The sequence below is a fragment of the Mesorhizobium sp. B2-3-4 genome, assembly GCF_006442315.1.
Taxonomy (GTDB): domain Bacteria; phylum Pseudomonadota; class Alphaproteobacteria; order Rhizobiales; family Rhizobiaceae; genus Mesorhizobium.
In genome coordinates this window covers 1-15,649 of the sequence record NZ_VFVY01000011.1, presented here as the reverse complement: position 1 = coordinate 15,649, position 15,649 = coordinate 1, and the positions used below count along the sequence as shown (strand labels likewise).

Annotated in this window: 19 protein-coding genes; 11 read left to right on the top strand and 8 right to left on the bottom strand. The window is 64.5% G+C overall.

What is annotated here, in order from left to right:
- The first annotated feature begins 92 nt into the window (after nt 1-92).
- The 6 genes from FJ967_RS17565 to FJ967_RS17540 all read left to right on the top strand — a co-directional run bounded on the left by FJ967_RS17565 (nt 93) and on the right by FJ967_RS17540 (nt 4,429).
- Nucleotides 93-908 carry an SDR family oxidoreductase gene (locus tag FJ967_RS17565; protein WP_140733089.1) on the top strand — a complete coding sequence of 272 codons (816 nt, stop codon included), beginning with the start codon at nt 93-95 and terminating at the stop codon, nt 906-908.
- Between the two features lie 40 nt (nt 909-948).
- Entirely contained in the window at nt 949-1,434 is a 486-nt protein-coding gene (locus FJ967_RS17560) for a MaoC family dehydratase (protein ID WP_023770549.1), read from the top strand.
- The gene (locus FJ967_RS17555) at nt 1,431-2,465 is read left to right on the top strand and encodes a phosphotransferase family protein (protein WP_140733088.1); all 1,035 of its coding nucleotides are present in this window, start codon (nt 1,431-1,433) and stop codon (nt 2,463-2,465) included. The genes FJ967_RS17560 and FJ967_RS17555 overlap by 4 nt, the downstream gene beginning before the upstream one ends.
- A 14-nt stretch (nt 2,466-2,479) precedes the next feature.
- A complete protein-coding gene (locus FJ967_RS17550; protein WP_140733087.1) occupies nt 2,480-3,256 on the top strand; it encodes an SDR family oxidoreductase in 777 nt (258 codons plus the stop codon).
- A 92-nt stretch (nt 3,257-3,348) separates the two neighbouring features.
- A complete protein-coding gene (locus tag FJ967_RS17545) occupies nt 3,349-3,993 on the top strand; it encodes a TetR/AcrR family transcriptional regulator (protein WP_140733086.1) in 645 nt (214 codons plus the stop codon).
- Between the two features lie 187 nt (nt 3,994-4,180).
- Nucleotides 4,181-4,429, top strand: coding sequence for a DUF680 domain-containing protein (locus FJ967_RS17540; protein ID WP_140733085.1), 249 nt, complete (start codon nt 4,181-4,183; stop codon nt 4,427-4,429).
- A 66-nt stretch (nt 4,430-4,495) separates the two neighbouring features.
- On the opposite strand, the gene FJ967_RS17535 is transcribed toward FJ967_RS17540, so the two are convergent.
- The 8 genes from FJ967_RS17535 to FJ967_RS17500 are packed head-to-tail and all read right to left on the bottom strand — an operon-like array spanning nt 4,496 to nt 12,269.
- Nucleotides 4,496-5,545, bottom strand: coding sequence for a Gfo/Idh/MocA family oxidoreductase (locus FJ967_RS17535; protein WP_140733084.1), 1,050 nt, complete (start codon nt 5,543-5,545; stop codon nt 4,496-4,498).
- 16 nt (nt 5,546-5,561) lie between these two features.
- Nucleotides 5,562-6,347 carry a ThuA domain-containing protein gene (locus FJ967_RS17530; RefSeq protein WP_140733083.1) on the bottom strand — a complete coding sequence of 262 codons (786 nt, stop codon included), beginning with the start codon at nt 6,345-6,347 and terminating at the stop codon, nt 5,562-5,564.
- Nucleotides 6,348-6,404: 57 nt separating this feature from the next.
- On the bottom strand, nt 6,405-6,662 hold the full coding sequence (locus FJ967_RS17525) for a hypothetical protein (protein ID WP_140733082.1): 258 nt from the start codon (nt 6,660-6,662) through the stop codon (nt 6,405-6,407).
- A 59-nt stretch (nt 6,663-6,721) separates the two neighbouring features.
- On the bottom strand, nt 6,722-7,303 hold the full coding sequence (locus FJ967_RS17520) for a sarcosine oxidase subunit gamma (RefSeq protein WP_140733081.1): 582 nt from the start codon (nt 7,301-7,303) through the stop codon (nt 6,722-6,724).
- Complete coding sequence (locus FJ967_RS17515) at nt 7,296-10,289, bottom strand: sarcosine oxidase subunit alpha (protein WP_140733080.1); 2,994 nt, start codon at nt 10,287-10,289, stop codon at nt 7,296-7,298. The genes FJ967_RS17520 and FJ967_RS17515 overlap by 8 nt, the downstream gene beginning before the upstream one ends.
- Entirely contained in the window at nt 10,286-10,582 is a 297-nt protein-coding gene (locus FJ967_RS17510) for a sarcosine oxidase subunit delta (RefSeq protein WP_140733079.1), read from the bottom strand. Before FJ967_RS17510 ends, FJ967_RS17515 begins: the two co-directional genes overlap by 4 nt.
- Nucleotides 10,583-10,593: 11 nt before the next feature.
- Nucleotides 10,594-11,016 (bottom strand): hypothetical protein, encoded by a 423-nt coding sequence (locus tag FJ967_RS17505; protein ID WP_140733078.1) that lies wholly within the window; start codon nt 11,014-11,016, stop codon nt 10,594-10,596.
- Entirely contained in the window at nt 11,016-12,269 is a 1,254-nt protein-coding gene (locus FJ967_RS17500; RefSeq protein ID WP_140733077.1) for a sarcosine oxidase subunit beta, read from the bottom strand. Before FJ967_RS17500 ends, FJ967_RS17505 begins: the two co-directional genes overlap by 1 nt.
- 258 nt (nt 12,270-12,527) lie before the next feature.
- On the opposite strand from FJ967_RS17500, the gene FJ967_RS17495 reads away from it, so the two are divergent.
- From FJ967_RS17495 to FJ967_RS17475, 5 genes are all read left to right on the top strand, one after another.
- Nucleotides 12,528-13,286 carry an SDR family oxidoreductase gene (locus FJ967_RS17495; protein ID WP_140733076.1) on the top strand — a complete coding sequence of 253 codons (759 nt, stop codon included), beginning with the start codon at nt 12,528-12,530 and terminating at the stop codon, nt 13,284-13,286.
- Between the two features lie 109 nt (nt 13,287-13,395).
- Nucleotides 13,396-13,782: an SET domain-containing protein-lysine N-methyltransferase gene (locus FJ967_RS17490; RefSeq protein ID WP_140733075.1), complete on the top strand. Its 387-nt coding sequence runs from the start codon at nt 13,396-13,398 to the stop codon at nt 13,780-13,782.
- A 180-nt stretch (nt 13,783-13,962) separates the two neighbouring features.
- On the top strand, nt 13,963-14,229 hold the full coding sequence (gene rpsU, locus FJ967_RS17485; protein ID WP_010911429.1) for a 30S ribosomal protein S21: 267 nt from the start codon (nt 13,963-13,965) through the stop codon (nt 14,227-14,229).
- Between the two features lie 143 nt (nt 14,230-14,372).
- On the top strand, nt 14,373-15,227 hold the full coding sequence (locus FJ967_RS17480) for a tetratricopeptide repeat protein (protein ID WP_140733074.1): 855 nt from the start codon (nt 14,373-14,375) through the stop codon (nt 15,225-15,227).
- A 211-nt stretch (nt 15,228-15,438) separates the two neighbouring features.
- On the top strand, nt 15,439-15,649 hold a 211-nt coding region (locus FJ967_RS17475), incomplete at its 3' end, for a DUF992 domain-containing protein (protein ID WP_140733073.1).

The window sequence follows — 15,649 nt, the reverse complement described above, 5'->3', positions numbered from 1 at the left end:
ATTTTATCCGTGGCAAGGATGACCGTACTTCGGATAGCCTTGTCAACGCGAGCTGTTTTGCCCGCAGCCGGGGCAAGGCACGGAGAATCTGGATGAGCTATCTCGACGAGCTGTTTTCGGTCGCCGGCAAGACCGCGCTGGTAACCGGAGCGGCGACCGGCATCGGCCGCATGGCGGCAACCGCCCTGGTCAGGGCAGGCGCCAGCGTGATGATCGCCTCGCGCAAGGGCGAGGACTGCATCAAGGTGGCCGCCGAATTGAACGGGCTTGGCGCACCGGGCCGGGCGGAAGGCTTTGCCGGCGACGTCTCCAGCGAGGCCGGCATCGCCGCCCTGGTCGCCGAGGTCGGGGCGCGGACCGCAAAACTGCATATACTGGTCAACAATGCCGGCGTGTCCTGGGGCGCGCCGCTGGAGAGCTTTCCCTACCACGCCTGGGCCAAGGTGTTCGGCGTCAACGTCACCGCGGTCTTCCACCTGACGCGTGAATTGCTGCCGCTGCTCGACGCGGCCGCCAGCGACGCCGATCCGGCCCGGGTGATCAATCTGGGATCGGTGATGGGCACGCAGCCATTGGCCGACGACGCCTATTCCTACACCGCCTCGAAGGCGGCGGTGCATCACCTGACACGCACGCTGGCGCTGGAGCTCGCCGGCCGCCGCATCACCGTCAACGCCTTCGCCCCAGGTCCTTTCCAGAGCCGCATGACAGCATTCGCCACCGGTACGGACGAACAGGCAAGGCATGTCGGCGGCCATGTCCCGATCGGCCGCATCGGCGCACCGGATGACATTGCCGGCGCAACGCTCTATTTGTGCAGCCGTGCAGGCAGCTATGTCACCGGCGCCATCCTGCCGATTGACGGCGGACAGTCGGTGCAGCATGGGCTGACCCTATTCAAGGAATGACATTTTCCGGCCGCAGAAGCCGGAGGTGAAACAGGAGGACATGAGCGTGGAACCGATCAGTCTCGATGTGCTTCTGGCCAGCGTCGGCAAGGAGGTCGGCGTCTCGCCCTGGCGCGTGGTCACGCAGCGCATGATCGACCAGTTCGCCGACGCCACCGACGACCACCAGTTCATCCATTGCGATCCGGAGCGCGCCAAGCGCGAGACGCCCTTCGGCGGCACCATCGCGCACGGCTTCCTGTCGCTGTCGCTGTTGTCGGCGATGACGTTCGAGACCATGCCGCCGCTGGAGAACGGCAAGATGGGCGTCAACCACGGCTTCGATTCGCTGCGTTTCCTGGCGCCGGTGAAGACCGGCGCGCGCATCCGCACCCGTTTCGTGCTGGCCGACGTCAAGGTCAGGCCGTCGGGCTGGGTGCAGACGGCGCACGACGTAACCATCGAGATCGAGGGCTCGAAGAAACCGGCGCTGACCGCCCGCTGGCTGACGCTGACCCTGCTTGAACGCCAGCCCGAGACCGCATGAGCGATCCGAACGCGCTCGACCTGGCGGCGCTCTCGCCTTACCTCGAGGCGCAGATCCCGGGCTTTTGTGGGCTCGCGGCAATCGAAAAGTTCAAATCCGGCCAATCCAACCCGACCTATCTGCTGACGGCGGCCAGCGGCCGTTACGTGCTGCGCGCCAAGCCGCCGGGTCAGCTTCTGAAATCGGCGCACCAGGTCGATCGCGAATTCCGTGTGATGAAGGCGCTGTCCGCAACCACCGTGCCGGTGCCCGAAATGCTGTCTCTGTCGGCCGAGGATTCGCCGATCGGCCGCATGTTCTACGTCATGGATTTCCTCGATGGCCGCATCTTCTGGGATCCGGCACTGCCGGAGGTGCGCGGTAATGACGAGCGGGCCGCGATCTACGACGCCATGAACGCCACGCTCGCCGCCCTGCACGATGTCGATGTCGAGGCGGTGGGTTTGAGCGATTTCGGCCGCCCCGGCAATTATTTCGAGCGCCAGCTCGCACGCTGGTCCAGCCAGTACCGCGCTTCGGAAACCGGCGCCATTGCCGACATGGATAGGCTGATCGCCTGGCTCGAGACACATGTGCCGGCCGATGACGGGCTCGTTTCGCTGGTGCATGGCGATTACCGCCTGGACAATCTGATCTTCGCGCCGGGCCGGTCTGAGGTGCTGGCGGTGCTCGACTGGGAATTGTCGACGATTGGCCACCCCTTTGCCGATATCGCCTATCAATGCATGCAATGGCGCCTGCCGCATGCCTCCGGCTTCCGGGGTCTCGGCGGCATCGATCGCTCCGCACTCGGCCTGCCAGGCGAGGAAGAGTATGTCGCCGCCTATTGCCGGCGGCGAGGGATTGCCGGCATCGGCAACTGGACCTTCTTTATCGCCTTCTCCTTCTTCCGGCTGGCCGCAATCTGCCAGGGTGTCTACAAGCGGGCGCTGGACGGCAATGCTTCCAATCCCGAAAAGGCCAAAACCTATGGCGAGGCGGTGAAATTGCTTTCGCATCTCGCCGCCGGGCTCATCGACAAGCAGACGTGACGGAGGGAGACGCGATGGGCCGCTTTGACGGGATGACGGTTCTGATCACAGGCGCCACCGGCGGCCTGGGCAGAGGCGCGGCGAAAGGCTTCGCCGCCGAAGGCGCGCGGCTGGTCCTGTCCGATATTGATGAGAGTGCGCTCGCCGATCTTGCCGGCACGCTTGCGACCGAGTCCGCGATCCTTGCCGGCGACATAGCCGACGAAAGCCTGTCCGAGAACCTCGTCAAGCTGGCGGTCGAGAAATTCGGCCGGCTGGATGTCGCCGCCAACAATGCCGGCATCGTCCAGAGCTTCGTTCGCCTGCCGCAGATTCCCACAGACGAGGCGCGCCGGGTGCTGGAAATCGACCTGCTCGGTGTCTTCCATGCCATGAAGCACCAGATCCCGCAGATGGAGCGGCAGTTCAAGGCGACGGGCAAGGGTGGCGCCATCGTCAACATCGCCTCGGCTGCCGGCCTTTCGGGCGCACCGAAGCTTTCGGTCTATGCTGCGGCCAAGCATGGCGTCATCGGCCTGACTCGCTCGGCAGCCATCGAATATGCCGGCAAGGGCCTGCGCATCAACGCCATCTGCCCCGCCCACACCAGGACGGCGATGGTCGACAGTTTCGTACGCATTTCCGGCGCGCCGGAAGCGGAGGCCCTGGCCGAGCTGACCCGTGGCGTGCCGATGAAGCGGGTGGCGGAAGTCGACGAAATCATCACCGCCATCCTGTTCGCCGCCGACCCGGCCAATTCCTTCATGACCGGCCACGCGCTCGCCATCGACGGCGGCATCGGCGCCATCTGATGCCTGCCATACGGGAACCGGAAGGCGCCCTTGTTCGTTTCCGTACAGCGTATATAACTTAGCCAGGTACCACCGAGACAAGGGCACCCGATTTGCCGCTGAGCGTCCAGAAACGCCGCGAGAAACAGAAGGCCGAACTGCGCTCCGAGCTTGTCGAGGCCGCCCACAAGCTCGTCCAGGAAGAGGGCTATGAAGGCTTGACCATCCGCAAGCTCGCCAAGCGGGTCGGCTACGCGCCGATGTCGGTCTATTCCTACTTCGCCGACAAGCAGGACATCCTGTTCGCGCTGGCCGAGGACGCCTTCGAAACGCTCGCCCGGCGCATCGAGGAGCACCCGTCCGACGATCCGATCGAGGCCTTGCAAGCGGTCATGACCGAATACGCCGCCTTTGGGCTGGGCAATCCCAACGAATACCGCACCGTCTTCATGACCGAAAAGACCAGGCTGCCGGAAGGCAGGAGCTACGAGGATATGGAAGAAGGCAACCCGGCGATGAAGGTGCTCATCAAGCGGGTCGAGGCCTGCGTCGCCGCCGGCAAGCTGCAAGGCGACCCGCGCGCCATCGCGACCATGCTGTGGGCTGTCGGCCATGGCACGATCTCGCTGCTTATCACCTTCCCCCTCTATCCCTTCGGCGACGCACAGGCTTTTGTGAAGCGGATGTGCGATTTCACGCTTGCCACGCTCAGCACGCAAGATGTGCCGCCATTGACCGAGACACCGGCCAACTGCTGATCCTCTCCTTTTCGGTTTCCAGATTTTCGCGACGTCCCTTGGGGTCAAACCGGGGGCGAATTTTTGGTTAACAAAAAATTTTCGTACATGTACGATTTTCCCTTGAACTTCGCGATCGGCGGACGTATCTGTACGAAGTGACGTACATGTACGGAAAAATTTCCCCCGTCGAAAACGGAGACTGACAATGAAAACGACCCTTCTCACCCTGGCCGCGGTGCTGGCGCTTTCGGGCTCGGCCTTTGCCGCCAACACCAGCCACACGGTCAAGCATGCGCCCGCCGCGACTTGCGTCGACACCAAGTCCAATGTGAAGCTCGATTGCGCGTCGACCGGCTCGATCGACAAGAAGGCGGCTACGGAAGCCACAACCGACGGCAAAGGCCCGCGCCTTGGCATCAGCGTGAATCCGTGGATCATGCCGAGCGCCTACTGAGGCCGAGCGCCTGCCGGGATTGTCGGAAGAGTTCGCCTGGCCGGCTCAGCCGGCCAGTTTGTGATTTCAGGCAATCGAGACCGGCAATTTGCTTGCTGAACTCTCGAACGCCGCGTCGATCAGCTTCTGGATATCGGCTGCGCGACGGAATGACGGATCGCCGTTCTGCCCGCCGTCGAGCGCATCGACAAAGCGCCGGGCGTTGCGCTTGACGTCAGGCGCTGTCAGCGTCCGCCAGTGCTGCTGATCGACATCCTCGCCAAGACAGGCGGACAGGCGCGAAACCTTGCCGTCGGTCTCGACCTTGATCGCACCCATTGTGCCGTGCAGGGCCAGCGACAGATCGTTGCCGTGGCCTGTGGTGTAGCGGCTGGCCATGATCGTGGCCAGCGCGCCGGATTTCAGCCGCGCCGTCATCGCCATGCTGTCATTGGCGTCGAGCACATAGTCGCCGATGCGCTCGCCCTCCGCCTTCGGAAACGTCACCAGATCGGCATGCAGGCTGACGATATCCTGCGCCGCGCCATAGGTGGCGAAGTCGAGTATATGGATGCCGACATCGCCCAGAACGCCCGTCGAACCGTGGCGGCTCGACAGGCGCCACAACCACTTGTCCTCGACCCGCCAATCGCCCCACGACTTGCTGACAAGCCAGCTTTGCCGGTAGCTCGCCTCGACATGGCGCAACGCGCCGATCTCGCCGGCCTGCACCATGCGCCGCGCCTCCTGGATCACCGGCGCGTTGCGATAGGTCAGGTTGACCATGTTGACGAGCCCGGCCGCCTCGGCGGCTTCGGTCATGGCCAGCGCATCGGCATGGTTCGGCGCCAGCGGTTTTTCGCAAAACACATGTTTGCCGGCGGTAAGCAAGGCCAGCGTCGTCGCCTTGTGCACGCCGTCCGGCGTCGCGTTGATGGCGGCATCGAACTCGCCCCAGGCGATCGCCGCCTCAAGGCTCTCGAAGAAATTGCCTATTCCGTTGGCGGCGGCAAATGCCGCCGCGCGACCCGGCAAGTGATCGACGCAGGCAACGATGGCGCAGCCCGCGATCTGGCCGAACTCTTCGATGTGATGCGCGGCGATCCAGCCGGTGCCGAGCAGAAGCAGACGGTGCATCAGCTCAATCCCCCAATCAACTCAGGCCCTTGTCGCCGTCGGCATGCAGCCGCAGCCCCTTCTGGACGATCTTTTCCTTGGCCTTGTCCGTCGGCACATTCGGCGCGTTGGTGATGCCGGACCAAGCGGGCGACGGATTGTGCGCCCAGTGGACGGCGTTGCGCAGCACCTGCCGCACGCCCTCATTATGATAGATCGGATAGGTCTCGTGGCCCGGCGAGAAATAGAAGATGCGGCCGGCACCGCGCTGATAGGTCAGCCCCGAGCGGAACACCTCGCCGCCCTCGTACCAGGAGACGAACACCGTCTCCAGCGGCTCGGGCACCGCGAACGGCTCGCCATACATTTCCGTCTCGCCGATCTCCAGGCACTCGCCGATGCCTTGCGCGATCGGATGGCTGCGGTTGATCGCCCAGACACGCTCGCGTTCGCCCGCCTCGCGCCATTTCAGCGAACAGGGCGTGCCCATCAGCCGCTTGAAGATCTTCGAGTAATGGCCGGAATGGAGCACGATCAGCCCCATGCCTTCCCAGACCCGTTTCTGCACGCGCTCGACAATCTCGTCCCTGACCTCGCCATGCGCGGCGTGGCCCCACCACAGCAGGACATCGGTCGCGGCCAGGCGCGCCTCGCTCAGGCCGTGCTCGGGCTCCTGCAAGGTGGCGGTGGTCGCCTCGATGCCCTTGTCCTGGTTGAGCGCGGCGGCAATCGTGCCATGCATGGTCAGGGGATAGAGGTCGCGCACGGCGGCATTGGTCTGCTCATGGACGTTCTCGCCCCAGACAACAGCTTTGACAGGCATTTTTCCTCTCCAAAGCGCTTTGAATATCGCATCCACGAAGGTGTTGGGAAGATGCCTTCAGCCAAAATTTCTGAAATCAGGCTTGCGGGCTTTGCGTCCGGTAACGGTCTTGGCCTTGCCGGGCTTTGCCGGAGCGCCCGGAATGGCCGAACCGGTGATCGACACCGGGTCGCTGGCTGGAAACGTGTCCTCCAGGCCCTCCTCAAGTTCCTCTTCGGCGTCGGCTTCATGATGCCGCTCATGCTCAAGCGAACGGACGGCCGCGGTCTTCGCTTTCGTCTTCCCAGGCGATTTCGGCGCTGACTTCGACGGCATCGGCATTTCTCCCTCGACCTGTCGCCGCACAACGGATGCGGGCGGCAAACGTTCCGGGTTCAGCCGGCGGCGTCGCGGGCTCCCTCGGACAGGAAAGTAAAGACATAGTCCGAGAAGGAACGCCAGCACTCGACCCGGAAGGCATCTTCGGCCGTGCGCAGCAGCACGATCTCGACCTTGCCCAGGATGGTACGCGAAGCGGCACCAACCGGGAAGGCTGCCAGCGACAGGTCCTGCGGACAGCCCGAATTGACCGTGGCTTCTGCCGCTGGACCGGCGACTGCAATCGCGACGTTGCGGTGTGAGATACCGACGGACGAGTGCAGCGCGGAAACTTTCGCGCAATCGGCGAGCGGGTCCTTGCCGGCCTCGTCGATGACCAGCCATTCGTCCGGGCCAAGCCACAGCGCCGTCCGTCCCGCCTTGGATGCGGAGGTTTTCGGCTGCTTCGGCAAGGTGACGCCGAGCGCCTTCGACAGGGCGGCAAGCGAAGCCTCCGGCGCGCGTAGCGACATGCGCTCCGCCGGCGGCAGCACCTCGACTTTGACGCCGGTCGCGGACGTCGAGCGTCCGGCCAATGCCGGGCGGCGCTCCGCCGAGGGCGAAGTCGCGGTGGCGGTTTTTGCAGCGGCCTTAGCCATTGAGGCGCCCTCCCGTTTCATCGAAGAACACCATGCCGGTAACCTCCACTTCGATCACCCCGTTGGGCATCGGCACGTAGAGCGTGTCGCCCATCCGGTCGCGGCCGCCGGCGACCAGAGCCAGCGCGATGGAACGGCCGCAATTCTGCGACCAGTAGCTCGACGTGACATGGCCGATCATCTTCATCGGGATCGCCTGTTTGGGATCCTCGACGATCTGCGCGCCTTCCTCCAGCACCACCTTCGGGTCCTTGGTCTTCAGGCCGACCAACTGCTTGCGGCCCTTGGCAACCAGATCGGGCCGCTTCATGCCCCTGATGCCGACGAAGTCGGTCTTCTTCTTGCCGACCGCCCAGTCGAGACCGGCATCGTCAGGCGTCACCGTGCCGTCGGTGTCCTGGCCGACGATGATGTAGCCCTTCTCGGCGCGCAGCACGTGCATCGCCTCCGTGCCATAGGCGGTGGCACCGTGTTTCTGGCCCTCCGCCCACAACGCTTCCCAGACAGCCTGGCCATAATCGGCCGGCACGTTGACCTCGAAGCCGCGCTCGCCGGTGAACGACATGCGGAACAGCCTTGTCGGCACCCCGCATATCTTGCCTTCACGCACCGACATATGCGGCAGCGCCCCGTCCGACATGTCGATGCCTTCGACCAGCGGCGCGATGATGTCGCGCGACTTGGGTCCCTGCACCGCGATGACGGCCCACTGTTCGGTGATCGAGGTCAGCCAGACATTCAAGTGCGGGAACTCGGTCTGGAGGTAATCCTCCATGTGGTTCATGACGCGCGGCGCGCCGCCCGTCGTCGTCGTCACATGGAAACGGTCCGGCGCCAGGCGGCCGACGACGCCGTCATCATAGATGAAGCCGTCCTCGCGCAGCATGATGCCGTAGCGGCAGCGGCCCGGTTCCAGCTTCTCCCACGGATTGGTGTAGAGCAGTTCCATGAACTTGGCCGCGTCCGGCCCGACCACCTCGATCTTGCCGAGCGTCGAGGCATCGAACAGGCCGGCATTGGTGCGCACGCCGACGCATTCGCGGTCGACCGCCGCATGCATATCCTCGCCGCCCCTGGGGAAATACCAGGCGCGCTTCCACTGGCCGACATCCTCGAACACAGCGCCTTGGCGCTCGGCCCACGGATGGATCGCGGTCTTGCGGGTCGGGTCGAACAGCGGCCCGCGCGCATGGCTGACGATCGAGCCGAATGTGACGGGCGTATAGGGCGCGCGGAACGTGGTGAGGCCGACCTCGGGGATCGGCTTGCCCAGCGTCTCGGCGGCGATCGCCAGGCCATGCATGTTGGACGTCTTGCCCTGGTCGGTCGCCATGCCGTTGGTGGTGAAGCGCTTGACATGCTCGATCGAGCGCATGCCTTCATGCACCGCCTGGCGGATATCCTTGGCAGTGACGTCGTTCTGGAAATCGACGAACGCCTTCACCGTCGTATCCGGACCTGCGCCAGGCGCGGCGCCCAGCATGCCGCGCGACCAGCTTTCCGAGGCGTCGACCTTGGGCTTGGCACCCTTCGCCGCCTTCGCCCCGGCATCCTTCGCCGCCTTGGCGCCTGACGCATAGGCTTCGTCGACCGAAGCCGACAGGCCGTCCGTGCCGTTGCAGGCGCCGACGGAAACGCAGTCCTGCGCATAGGTGCCGGGCACGAAGCGTTTGGTCTCGTCGTTGAAGGCGACCTTGCCGCGCGACTGCGAGAACAGGTGCACCGACGGCGTCCAGCCGGCCGACATCAGGATCGCGTCGACGGGAATGGTGCGCTCGCCGCCGCCATTCTTCGGCTGCACCGTCATCGACGACACGCGCAGCTTGCCGCCGGCGCGGATTACCGCGCGGCCGAAATTGATCTCGATGCCGAGCGCCCTCGCCTCGTCGATGACAGGGCCGGTCGGGTTGTCGCGCAAATCGACGATCGTCGCGACATTGACGCCGGCCTTCTTCAGGTCGATCGCCGCCGCGTAGGCCGAATCATTGGCGGTGTAGACGCCGACATTCCTGCCGACCGCGACGCCGTAATGGTTGAGGAAGGTGCGCGCCGCACCCGCCAGCATCACGCCCGGCCGGTCGTTGTTGGCGAACACCATGTGGCGTTCGATGGCACCGGAGGCGAGCACGACCCGCTTGGCCCTCACCTGCCACAACCGCTCTCGCGGCAGGTCGTGGCCTGGAGCTTTCAGATGGTCGCTGACACGCTCGACCAGGCCGACGAAGTTCTGCGCGTAGTAGCCGAAAGCCGTGGTGCGCGGCAGCACGCGGACATTGCTCATAGCGCTCAGCCTGGCGATCGCCGCCTGCGCCCAGGCAAAGCCGTCCTGGCCGTCGATCCTGGCGCCGCTCTCGAAACGCAGGCTGCCGCCGAACTGCGCCTGCTCGTCGGCGAGGATGACGCGCACGCCGGTCTCGGCAGCCGCCAATGCCGCCGCGATGCCGGCGGCGCCACCGCCCAGCACCAGCACGTCGCAATGGGCGTAGCGCGAGGAATAATGGTCCGGATCGGGCCTGTCCGGCGAAACGCCGAGGCCGGCGGCTTCGCGGATCTTGGGCTCGTAAAGGCTCTTCCACGCCGCCTTCGGCCACATGAAGGTCTTGTAGTAGAAACCGGCCGAGAACATCGGCGAGGCGAGGTCGTTGACGGCACCGACGTCGAAGGACAGCGACGGCCAGCGATTCTGCGAATTTGCGGCAAGCCCGTCATAGAGCTCCTGCACGGTGGCGCGCACGTTCGGCGTCTTGCGCGCGTCGTCGCGCACGATCTGCACCAGCGCGTTGGGCTCTTCCGCGCCGGCCGACAGGATGCCGCGCGGGCGGTGGTACTTGAACGAGCGGCCGACCAGATGAACGCCATTGGCCAGCAACGCCGAGGCCAGCGTATCGCCCTCGATGCCGGCATAGGACTGGCCGTCGAAACTGAAGCGGGCGGTCTTGGCCTGGCTGAGGCGCCCGGCGCCCGAAATGCGCAACGCGCCGCTCATTTCGCTACTCCGGGCAGCTTGGAGGGTTTGGGCTCGCCGGCCTTGTAGGTCATGACGAACTTGTCGGTGACGGTGTCGCGCACCGCGTTGAAGAAGCGCGCGCAGCCATGCATGTGCCGCCAGCGCTCGTAGATGATGCCCTTGGGATTGGAGCGGATGAAGAAGAACTTTTCGAAGTCGTCGTCGCTCTCGCCCGCAATATTGGCCGAGCGCGCGATATGCGCCTCGCCGGCGTTGCGGAATTCGAGTTCCGGGCGCTCTTCCTCGCAATAGGGGCAGCGGATGAGAAGCATCGTGTTTGTTCCTACAATTCGCCGTGGCCGACGCGCGCGCCGGGAGGTTGATCGCAAAGCTTCTGGCCCATGGTCACGAACGGCACGACCAGGCGCAGCCGCTCCGCGACATCGCTGGAATCGCGAAACAGGGCGCGGTTGGCCATGTTGCCGAGGGTCAGCTGCAGCGGGTCGGTGGTCACGATCACGCCACGCGGCTTGAAATCCTCGTCCGCGTCCAGCCCATGCGGCCTGTCCTCGAAGAACATCACCACTTTCTGGCCGACGCTCCAGACGCAGGCGAGCATCCCCTCGTCGACCGAAAACGGCCAGCCGGTCTCGTTCCCGGCACGGCTGATCTGCTGCAGCCGCACTTCATGCTCGGTCGGCACATGGAACATCCCCTGTTCCCCCGCCAGCATCAGCGGCATCGCGACAGCCAGTTCGGTCATCATCAGTGCGCCACGGCCGCGGCCGCCGCCTCGTCGATGAGGCGGCCGGTGCGGAAGCGCTCGATGGTGAAGGGCGCATTGATCGGATGCGGATCGTCCTTGGCGATGGTGTGGGCAAAGACGTGACCCGAGCCGGGCGTCGCCTTGAATCCACCCGTGCCCCAGCCGCAATTGACGTAGAGGCCGGGCACCGGCGTCTTGGCCAGGATCGGCGAGCGGTCCGGCGTGACATCGACGATGCCGCCCCAGGAGCGCAGCATCTTCATGCGCGTGAAGATCGGGAACATCTCGCAGATAGCGTCGAGCGTATGCTGCAATATGTGCAGGCCGCCAGTCTGCGAATAGGAGACATACTGGTCGGTACCGGCGCCGATCACCAGTTCACCCTTGTCGGACTGCGAGATATAGGCATGCACCGTGTTGGACATCACCACGCAAGGCACGACCGGCTTGATCGGCTCCGACACCAGCGCCTGCAGCGGATAGCTCTCCAGCGGCATGCGCACGCCGGCCATGTTCATGATGACCGAGGAGTGGCCGGCGGCAACGACGCCTACCTTCTTGGCGCCGATGAAGCCGCGCGTCGTCTCGACGCCGGTGACCGCGCCGTTGGCAGCCCGCTTGACGCCGGTGACCTCGCAATTCTGGATGATGTGGACGCCGCGCGCCGAAGCGCCGCGCGCATAGCCCCAGGCAACCGCGTCATGCCGCGCCGTGCCACCGCGCCGCTGCAAGGCGGCCCCGACGACAGGATAGCGCGCGTCTTTGGAGATGTTGAGCGGCGGGCAGAATTCCTTTGCCTGTTCAGGCGACAGCCATTCATTGTCGATGCCGTTCAGCCGGTTGGCATGGACATGGCGCTTCAGCACCTGGATGTCGTGCACATTATGCGCCAGCATCATGACGCCGCGCGCCGAATACATGACGTTGTAGTTGAGTTCCTGGCTGAGGCCGTCCCACAGCTTCAGGGCATGGTCATAAATGCCGGCGCTCTCGTCATAGAGATAGTTGGAACGAATAATGGTGGTGTTGCGGCCGGTATTGCCGCCGCCGAGCCAGCCCTTTTCCAGCACCGCGACATTTGTGATGCCGTGCACGGTGGCAAGATAATAGGCCGTGGCCAGCCCATGGCCGCCGGCGCCGACGATGATGACGTCGTATTCCTTCTTCGGCTCGGGCGAGGACCATTGCTCCTCCCAGCCCTTGTGGCCGCGCATGGCCTCGCGGGCGATGGCGAAAACAGAGTATTTCTTCACGGTCCAGCCTCGCGCCAAAGGTCTCGCGGATTTCGCGGCCGGGCTCTCCTTCGGCCCAGCACGCGAGGTGTATCACTAGCGAAACGGCGCTGCCATCCTTGCGCTGTTTGCGACGGCGCTTGCCGTTTTGCGCCGTGGGCGAAGAGCATCCGCGTCGGGCCGGCCTATTAGCGGGTTTCGGGTGGTTCCGATCTGCTCCATTTGCGACCAAGCATCCCGATTGCCCGCCGACGCCGGCACGAAGAAAGGACGCAAAACATGCTCGCACTCGCCAACAAGATCGCAATCGTCACCGGCGCCAGTTCCGGCATCGGCCGCGCCAGCGCCAAACTGTTCGCGGAGGAAGGCGCCAGGCTCGTCATTTCCGCCCGCCGCAAGACGGAGCTTGATGCACTCGCCGCCGAAATCGCCGACGCCGGCGGTACGGCCGTCAGCCTCGCGGGGGATGTCACCGACGAGACCTACGCGAAATCGCTCGTCGAGTTGGCGATCGGCAGCTTCGGCGGACTGGACATCGCCTTGAACAATGCGGGTTCGGTCGGGCCGATGGGGCCTGTCCCCGATATGTCGGCGCAAACCTGGCACGGGACGATGGACACCAACCTGACCAGCGCCTTTCTCGGCGCAAAGCATCAGATACCGGCCATGCTCGAGCGCGGCGGCGGCTCGCTGATCTTCACGTCGAGCTTTGTCGGTTACACCGCCGGCATGCCGGGCATGGCCGCCTACGCCGCCGCCAAGGCCGGGCTGATCGGATTGATGCAAGTGCTGGCCGCCGAATACGGGCCGAAGGGACTGCGCGTCAACGCGCTGCTGCCGGGTGGCACCGACACGCCAGGCGCGACGACGACCACGCCCGAGGCGCGCGCCTTCGTCGAGGGTCTCCATGCCCTGAAGCGCATGGCGCAACCGCACGAGATCGCCCGCTCCGCGCTCTATCTCGCCTCCGATGCCTCGAGCTTCACCACCGGAACCGCTCTGTTTGCCGATGGCGGCGTGTCGATCAACCGGACGTGAAGGTTTTTTGCAGGCAACAGGCCGGTTCGCCGCTTTGACGCAGGCAGCCGGTCTTGCTTTTTGCGCGCGATTTGGCGATTCCGTTCTTGTCGAAACGGGTCCCGAAACCATGATGCTGATCCGAACCTATGTCGCCCAGAGCGCAATCGAGGGCGTCGGCATGTTCGCTGCCGAGCCGGTCGCGAAAGGCGCCTCGATCTGGCGCCTCGAGCCGGATTTCGACCGGCTGATCCCGACGGACAAATATGAGGCCGCCTCGCCGCCCTTGAAGGAACTGCTCGACCGCTACGCCTATCCGAGCCCGGACAAGCCCGGCTTCATGGTCTATGAAGTCGACAATGGCCGCTTCATGAACCATTCGACGACGCCGAACACCGATTTTTCGCAATATGGCGGCGCCACAGCGACCCGCGACATCGCTGCCGGCGAGGAGATCACCTGCGACTACGGTGAGTTCTTCGAGGATTTCGAGCGGCTGCATCTGGCTACGGCGTAGCCGGCTCCCTATCTCAGGCCGATCCGGGGCGGCGATTAGGCTGCCGTCTTGCATTTCCGCTGTGGACAGCGCGGCTTGATTCTGCTATCAGCCGCCACAATTCGTGGTGTAAACCGCCGCGGAGGCTCGTGGCTATGGCCACTTGCCTATTGATATCAAACCCGAAAGACAGGATTGCCCGTGCAGGTACTCGTCCGCGACAATAACGTTGATCAGGCGCTTCGCGCGCTGAAGAAGAAGATGCAGCGCGAAGGCATTTTCCGCGAAATGAAGATGCGCGGCCACTACGAGAAGCCTTCCGAGAAGCGCGCCCGTGAAAAGGCCGAAGCCGTTCGCCGCGCCCGCAAGCTGGCCCGCAAGCGCGCCCAGCGCGAAGGCCTGCTGCCGATGACGCCGCGTCCGGTCGCTGCCGGCGGTGCCGCTGGCGCAGCGCGTCCGCCGCGCTGATTATCGCCAATATTTCGTCCTTTTCGAAGGATACCAAGGTGGCGCGATGCGGAATCGCCGCCACCTTTTTATTTTTGACGTGACCCGGCCCGGAGGGGGGATGCGGGCCTGAACGACGCGGCGCAAGTGAGGACAGGGCAGACATGAACGCAACGAGCGTGGAGCGCAAAACCACATTGCGTGGCTTTGCCCTGACGGCAGCCCTGCTCTCCGGACTGGTGATCGCTGGATGCCAGACATCTGGTCCGGCCGGCGAGTTCAACAACATCGACAAGGCGCAGGGGTCGAGCGAGAACATCTCCTCGCTGTCGGCGGTCATCCAGCGCAATCCGCAGGATCCGGAAGGCTACAATGTGCGCGGCTCGGCCTATGGCCGCGGCGGCCAGTACCAGGCGGCGCTCAAGGACTTCAACCAGGCCATCCAGATCAATCCGAATTTCTACCAGGCCTATTCGAACCGGGCCCTGATCCAGCGTTTCCTCGGCAACCAGGAAGCAGCCCTTGCCGACTACAACCGCTCGATCCAGATCAACGGCAACTATGACGCCGCCTATATCGGCCGCGGCAATCTCTACCGCAAGGCAGGCCGCACCCAGGATGCCTTCAACGACTTCCAGAAGGCGATCCAGCTCGATACGACGGATGCTCGCGCCTACCACAATCGCGGCCTCATCTATCAGAGCCAGGGCCAGCACAAATTCGCCATCGAGGACTTCTCGACCGCCATCTCGCTGGCGCCGGACGCCGCCGAGCCCTACAACGGCCGTGGCCTCTCCTATCTGGCGACCGGCGACGAGGACAACGCCTTCTCCGATTTCAACATGGCCATCAAGCTCGACGGCCAGAACGCCGAGGCCTGGGCCAACCAGGCGCTGATTTACGAACGGCGCGGCGACAAGGCGAAGGCGGCGAAGTCCTATCGCGAGGCCGTGCGCCTCAACCCCAGCTACCAGCCGGCCAAGGACGGCCTGTCGCGAGTTGGCGCCAGCGCCAGCTGATACCGGCTTCACCGGCCCGCACCAAGCGCGGTACGGCATACGTGTGCGTGTCCGAAAGGACACGCCGCGCGGCAGATCGCCGTCAAACCGGCAACCCCGCGTTAACCCCTCCAGAAAGCCGTTACCCCTTGCCTTGTTCGCGCCAAGTTTTCAGCGGAACGGTCGCGGGACCCGAGACGTTATTGAAGACTGACTGCGAAAGGACCCTGTCATGATCAAGAAACTCGCCTGCGCCGCCGCCCTCGCCACGACGGTGTTCGCCGCCGCTCCGGCCAGCGCCGGCAAGCTGCAGCTTGGCACGCTCGACTGCACCATCGATGGCGGCACGGCCTATATCGTCGCCTCCAACAAGGGCGTGTCCTGCGTCTTCCGCCCCTATCATCACGGTCCGTCCGAGATCTACACCGGCCTCATTTACAAGC

Excerpts from the sequence above, each read along its gene's own strand:
- FJ967_RS17565 (WP_140733089.1), top strand. The coding sequence starts at position 93 with ATGAGCTATCTCGACGAGCTGTTTTCGGTCGCCGGCAAGACCGCGCTG.
- FJ967_RS17540 (WP_140733085.1), top strand. The coding sequence starts at position 4,181 with ATGAAAACGACCCTTCTCACCCTGGCCGCGGTGCTGGCGCTTTCGGGC.
- FJ967_RS17510 (WP_140733079.1), bottom strand. The coding sequence starts at position 10,582 with ATGCTTCTCATCCGCTGCCCCTATTGCGAGGAAGAGCGCCCGGAACTC.
- FJ967_RS17550 (WP_140733087.1), top strand. The coding sequence starts at position 2,480 with ATGGGCCGCTTTGACGGGATGACGGTTCTGATCACAGGCGCCACCGGC.
- FJ967_RS17520 (WP_140733081.1), bottom strand. The coding sequence starts at position 7,303 with ATGGCTAAGGCCGCTGCAAAAACCGCCACCGCGACTTCGCCCTCGGCG.
- FJ967_RS17505 (WP_140733078.1), bottom strand. The coding sequence starts at position 11,016 with ATGATGACCGAACTGGCTGTCGCGATGCCGCTGATGCTGGCGGGGGAA.
- FJ967_RS17525 (WP_140733082.1), bottom strand. The coding sequence starts at position 6,662 with ATGCCGTCGAAGTCAGCGCCGAAATCGCCTGGGAAGACGAAAGCGAAG.
- FJ967_RS17515 (WP_140733080.1), bottom strand. The coding sequence starts at position 10,289 with ATGAGCGGCGCGTTGCGCATTTCGGGCGCCGGGCGCCTCAGCCAGGCC.
- FJ967_RS17560 (WP_023770549.1), top strand. The coding sequence starts at position 949 with ATGAGCGTGGAACCGATCAGTCTCGATGTGCTTCTGGCCAGCGTCGGC.
- FJ967_RS17490 (WP_140733075.1), top strand. The coding sequence starts at position 13,396 with ATGATGCTGATCCGAACCTATGTCGCCCAGAGCGCAATCGAGGGCGTC.
- FJ967_RS17480 (WP_140733074.1), top strand. The coding sequence starts at position 14,373 with ATGAACGCAACGAGCGTGGAGCGCAAAACCACATTGCGTGGCTTTGCC.
- FJ967_RS17555 (WP_140733088.1), top strand. The coding sequence starts at position 1,431 with ATGAGCGATCCGAACGCGCTCGACCTGGCGGCGCTCTCGCCTTACCTC.
- FJ967_RS17530 (WP_140733083.1), bottom strand. The coding sequence starts at position 6,347 with ATGCCTGTCAAAGCTGTTGTCTGGGGCGAGAACGTCCATGAGCAGACC.
- FJ967_RS17495 (WP_140733076.1), top strand. The coding sequence starts at position 12,528 with ATGCTCGCACTCGCCAACAAGATCGCAATCGTCACCGGCGCCAGTTCC.
- FJ967_RS17535 (WP_140733084.1), bottom strand. The coding sequence starts at position 5,545 with ATGCACCGTCTGCTTCTGCTCGGCACCGGCTGGATCGCCGCGCATCAC.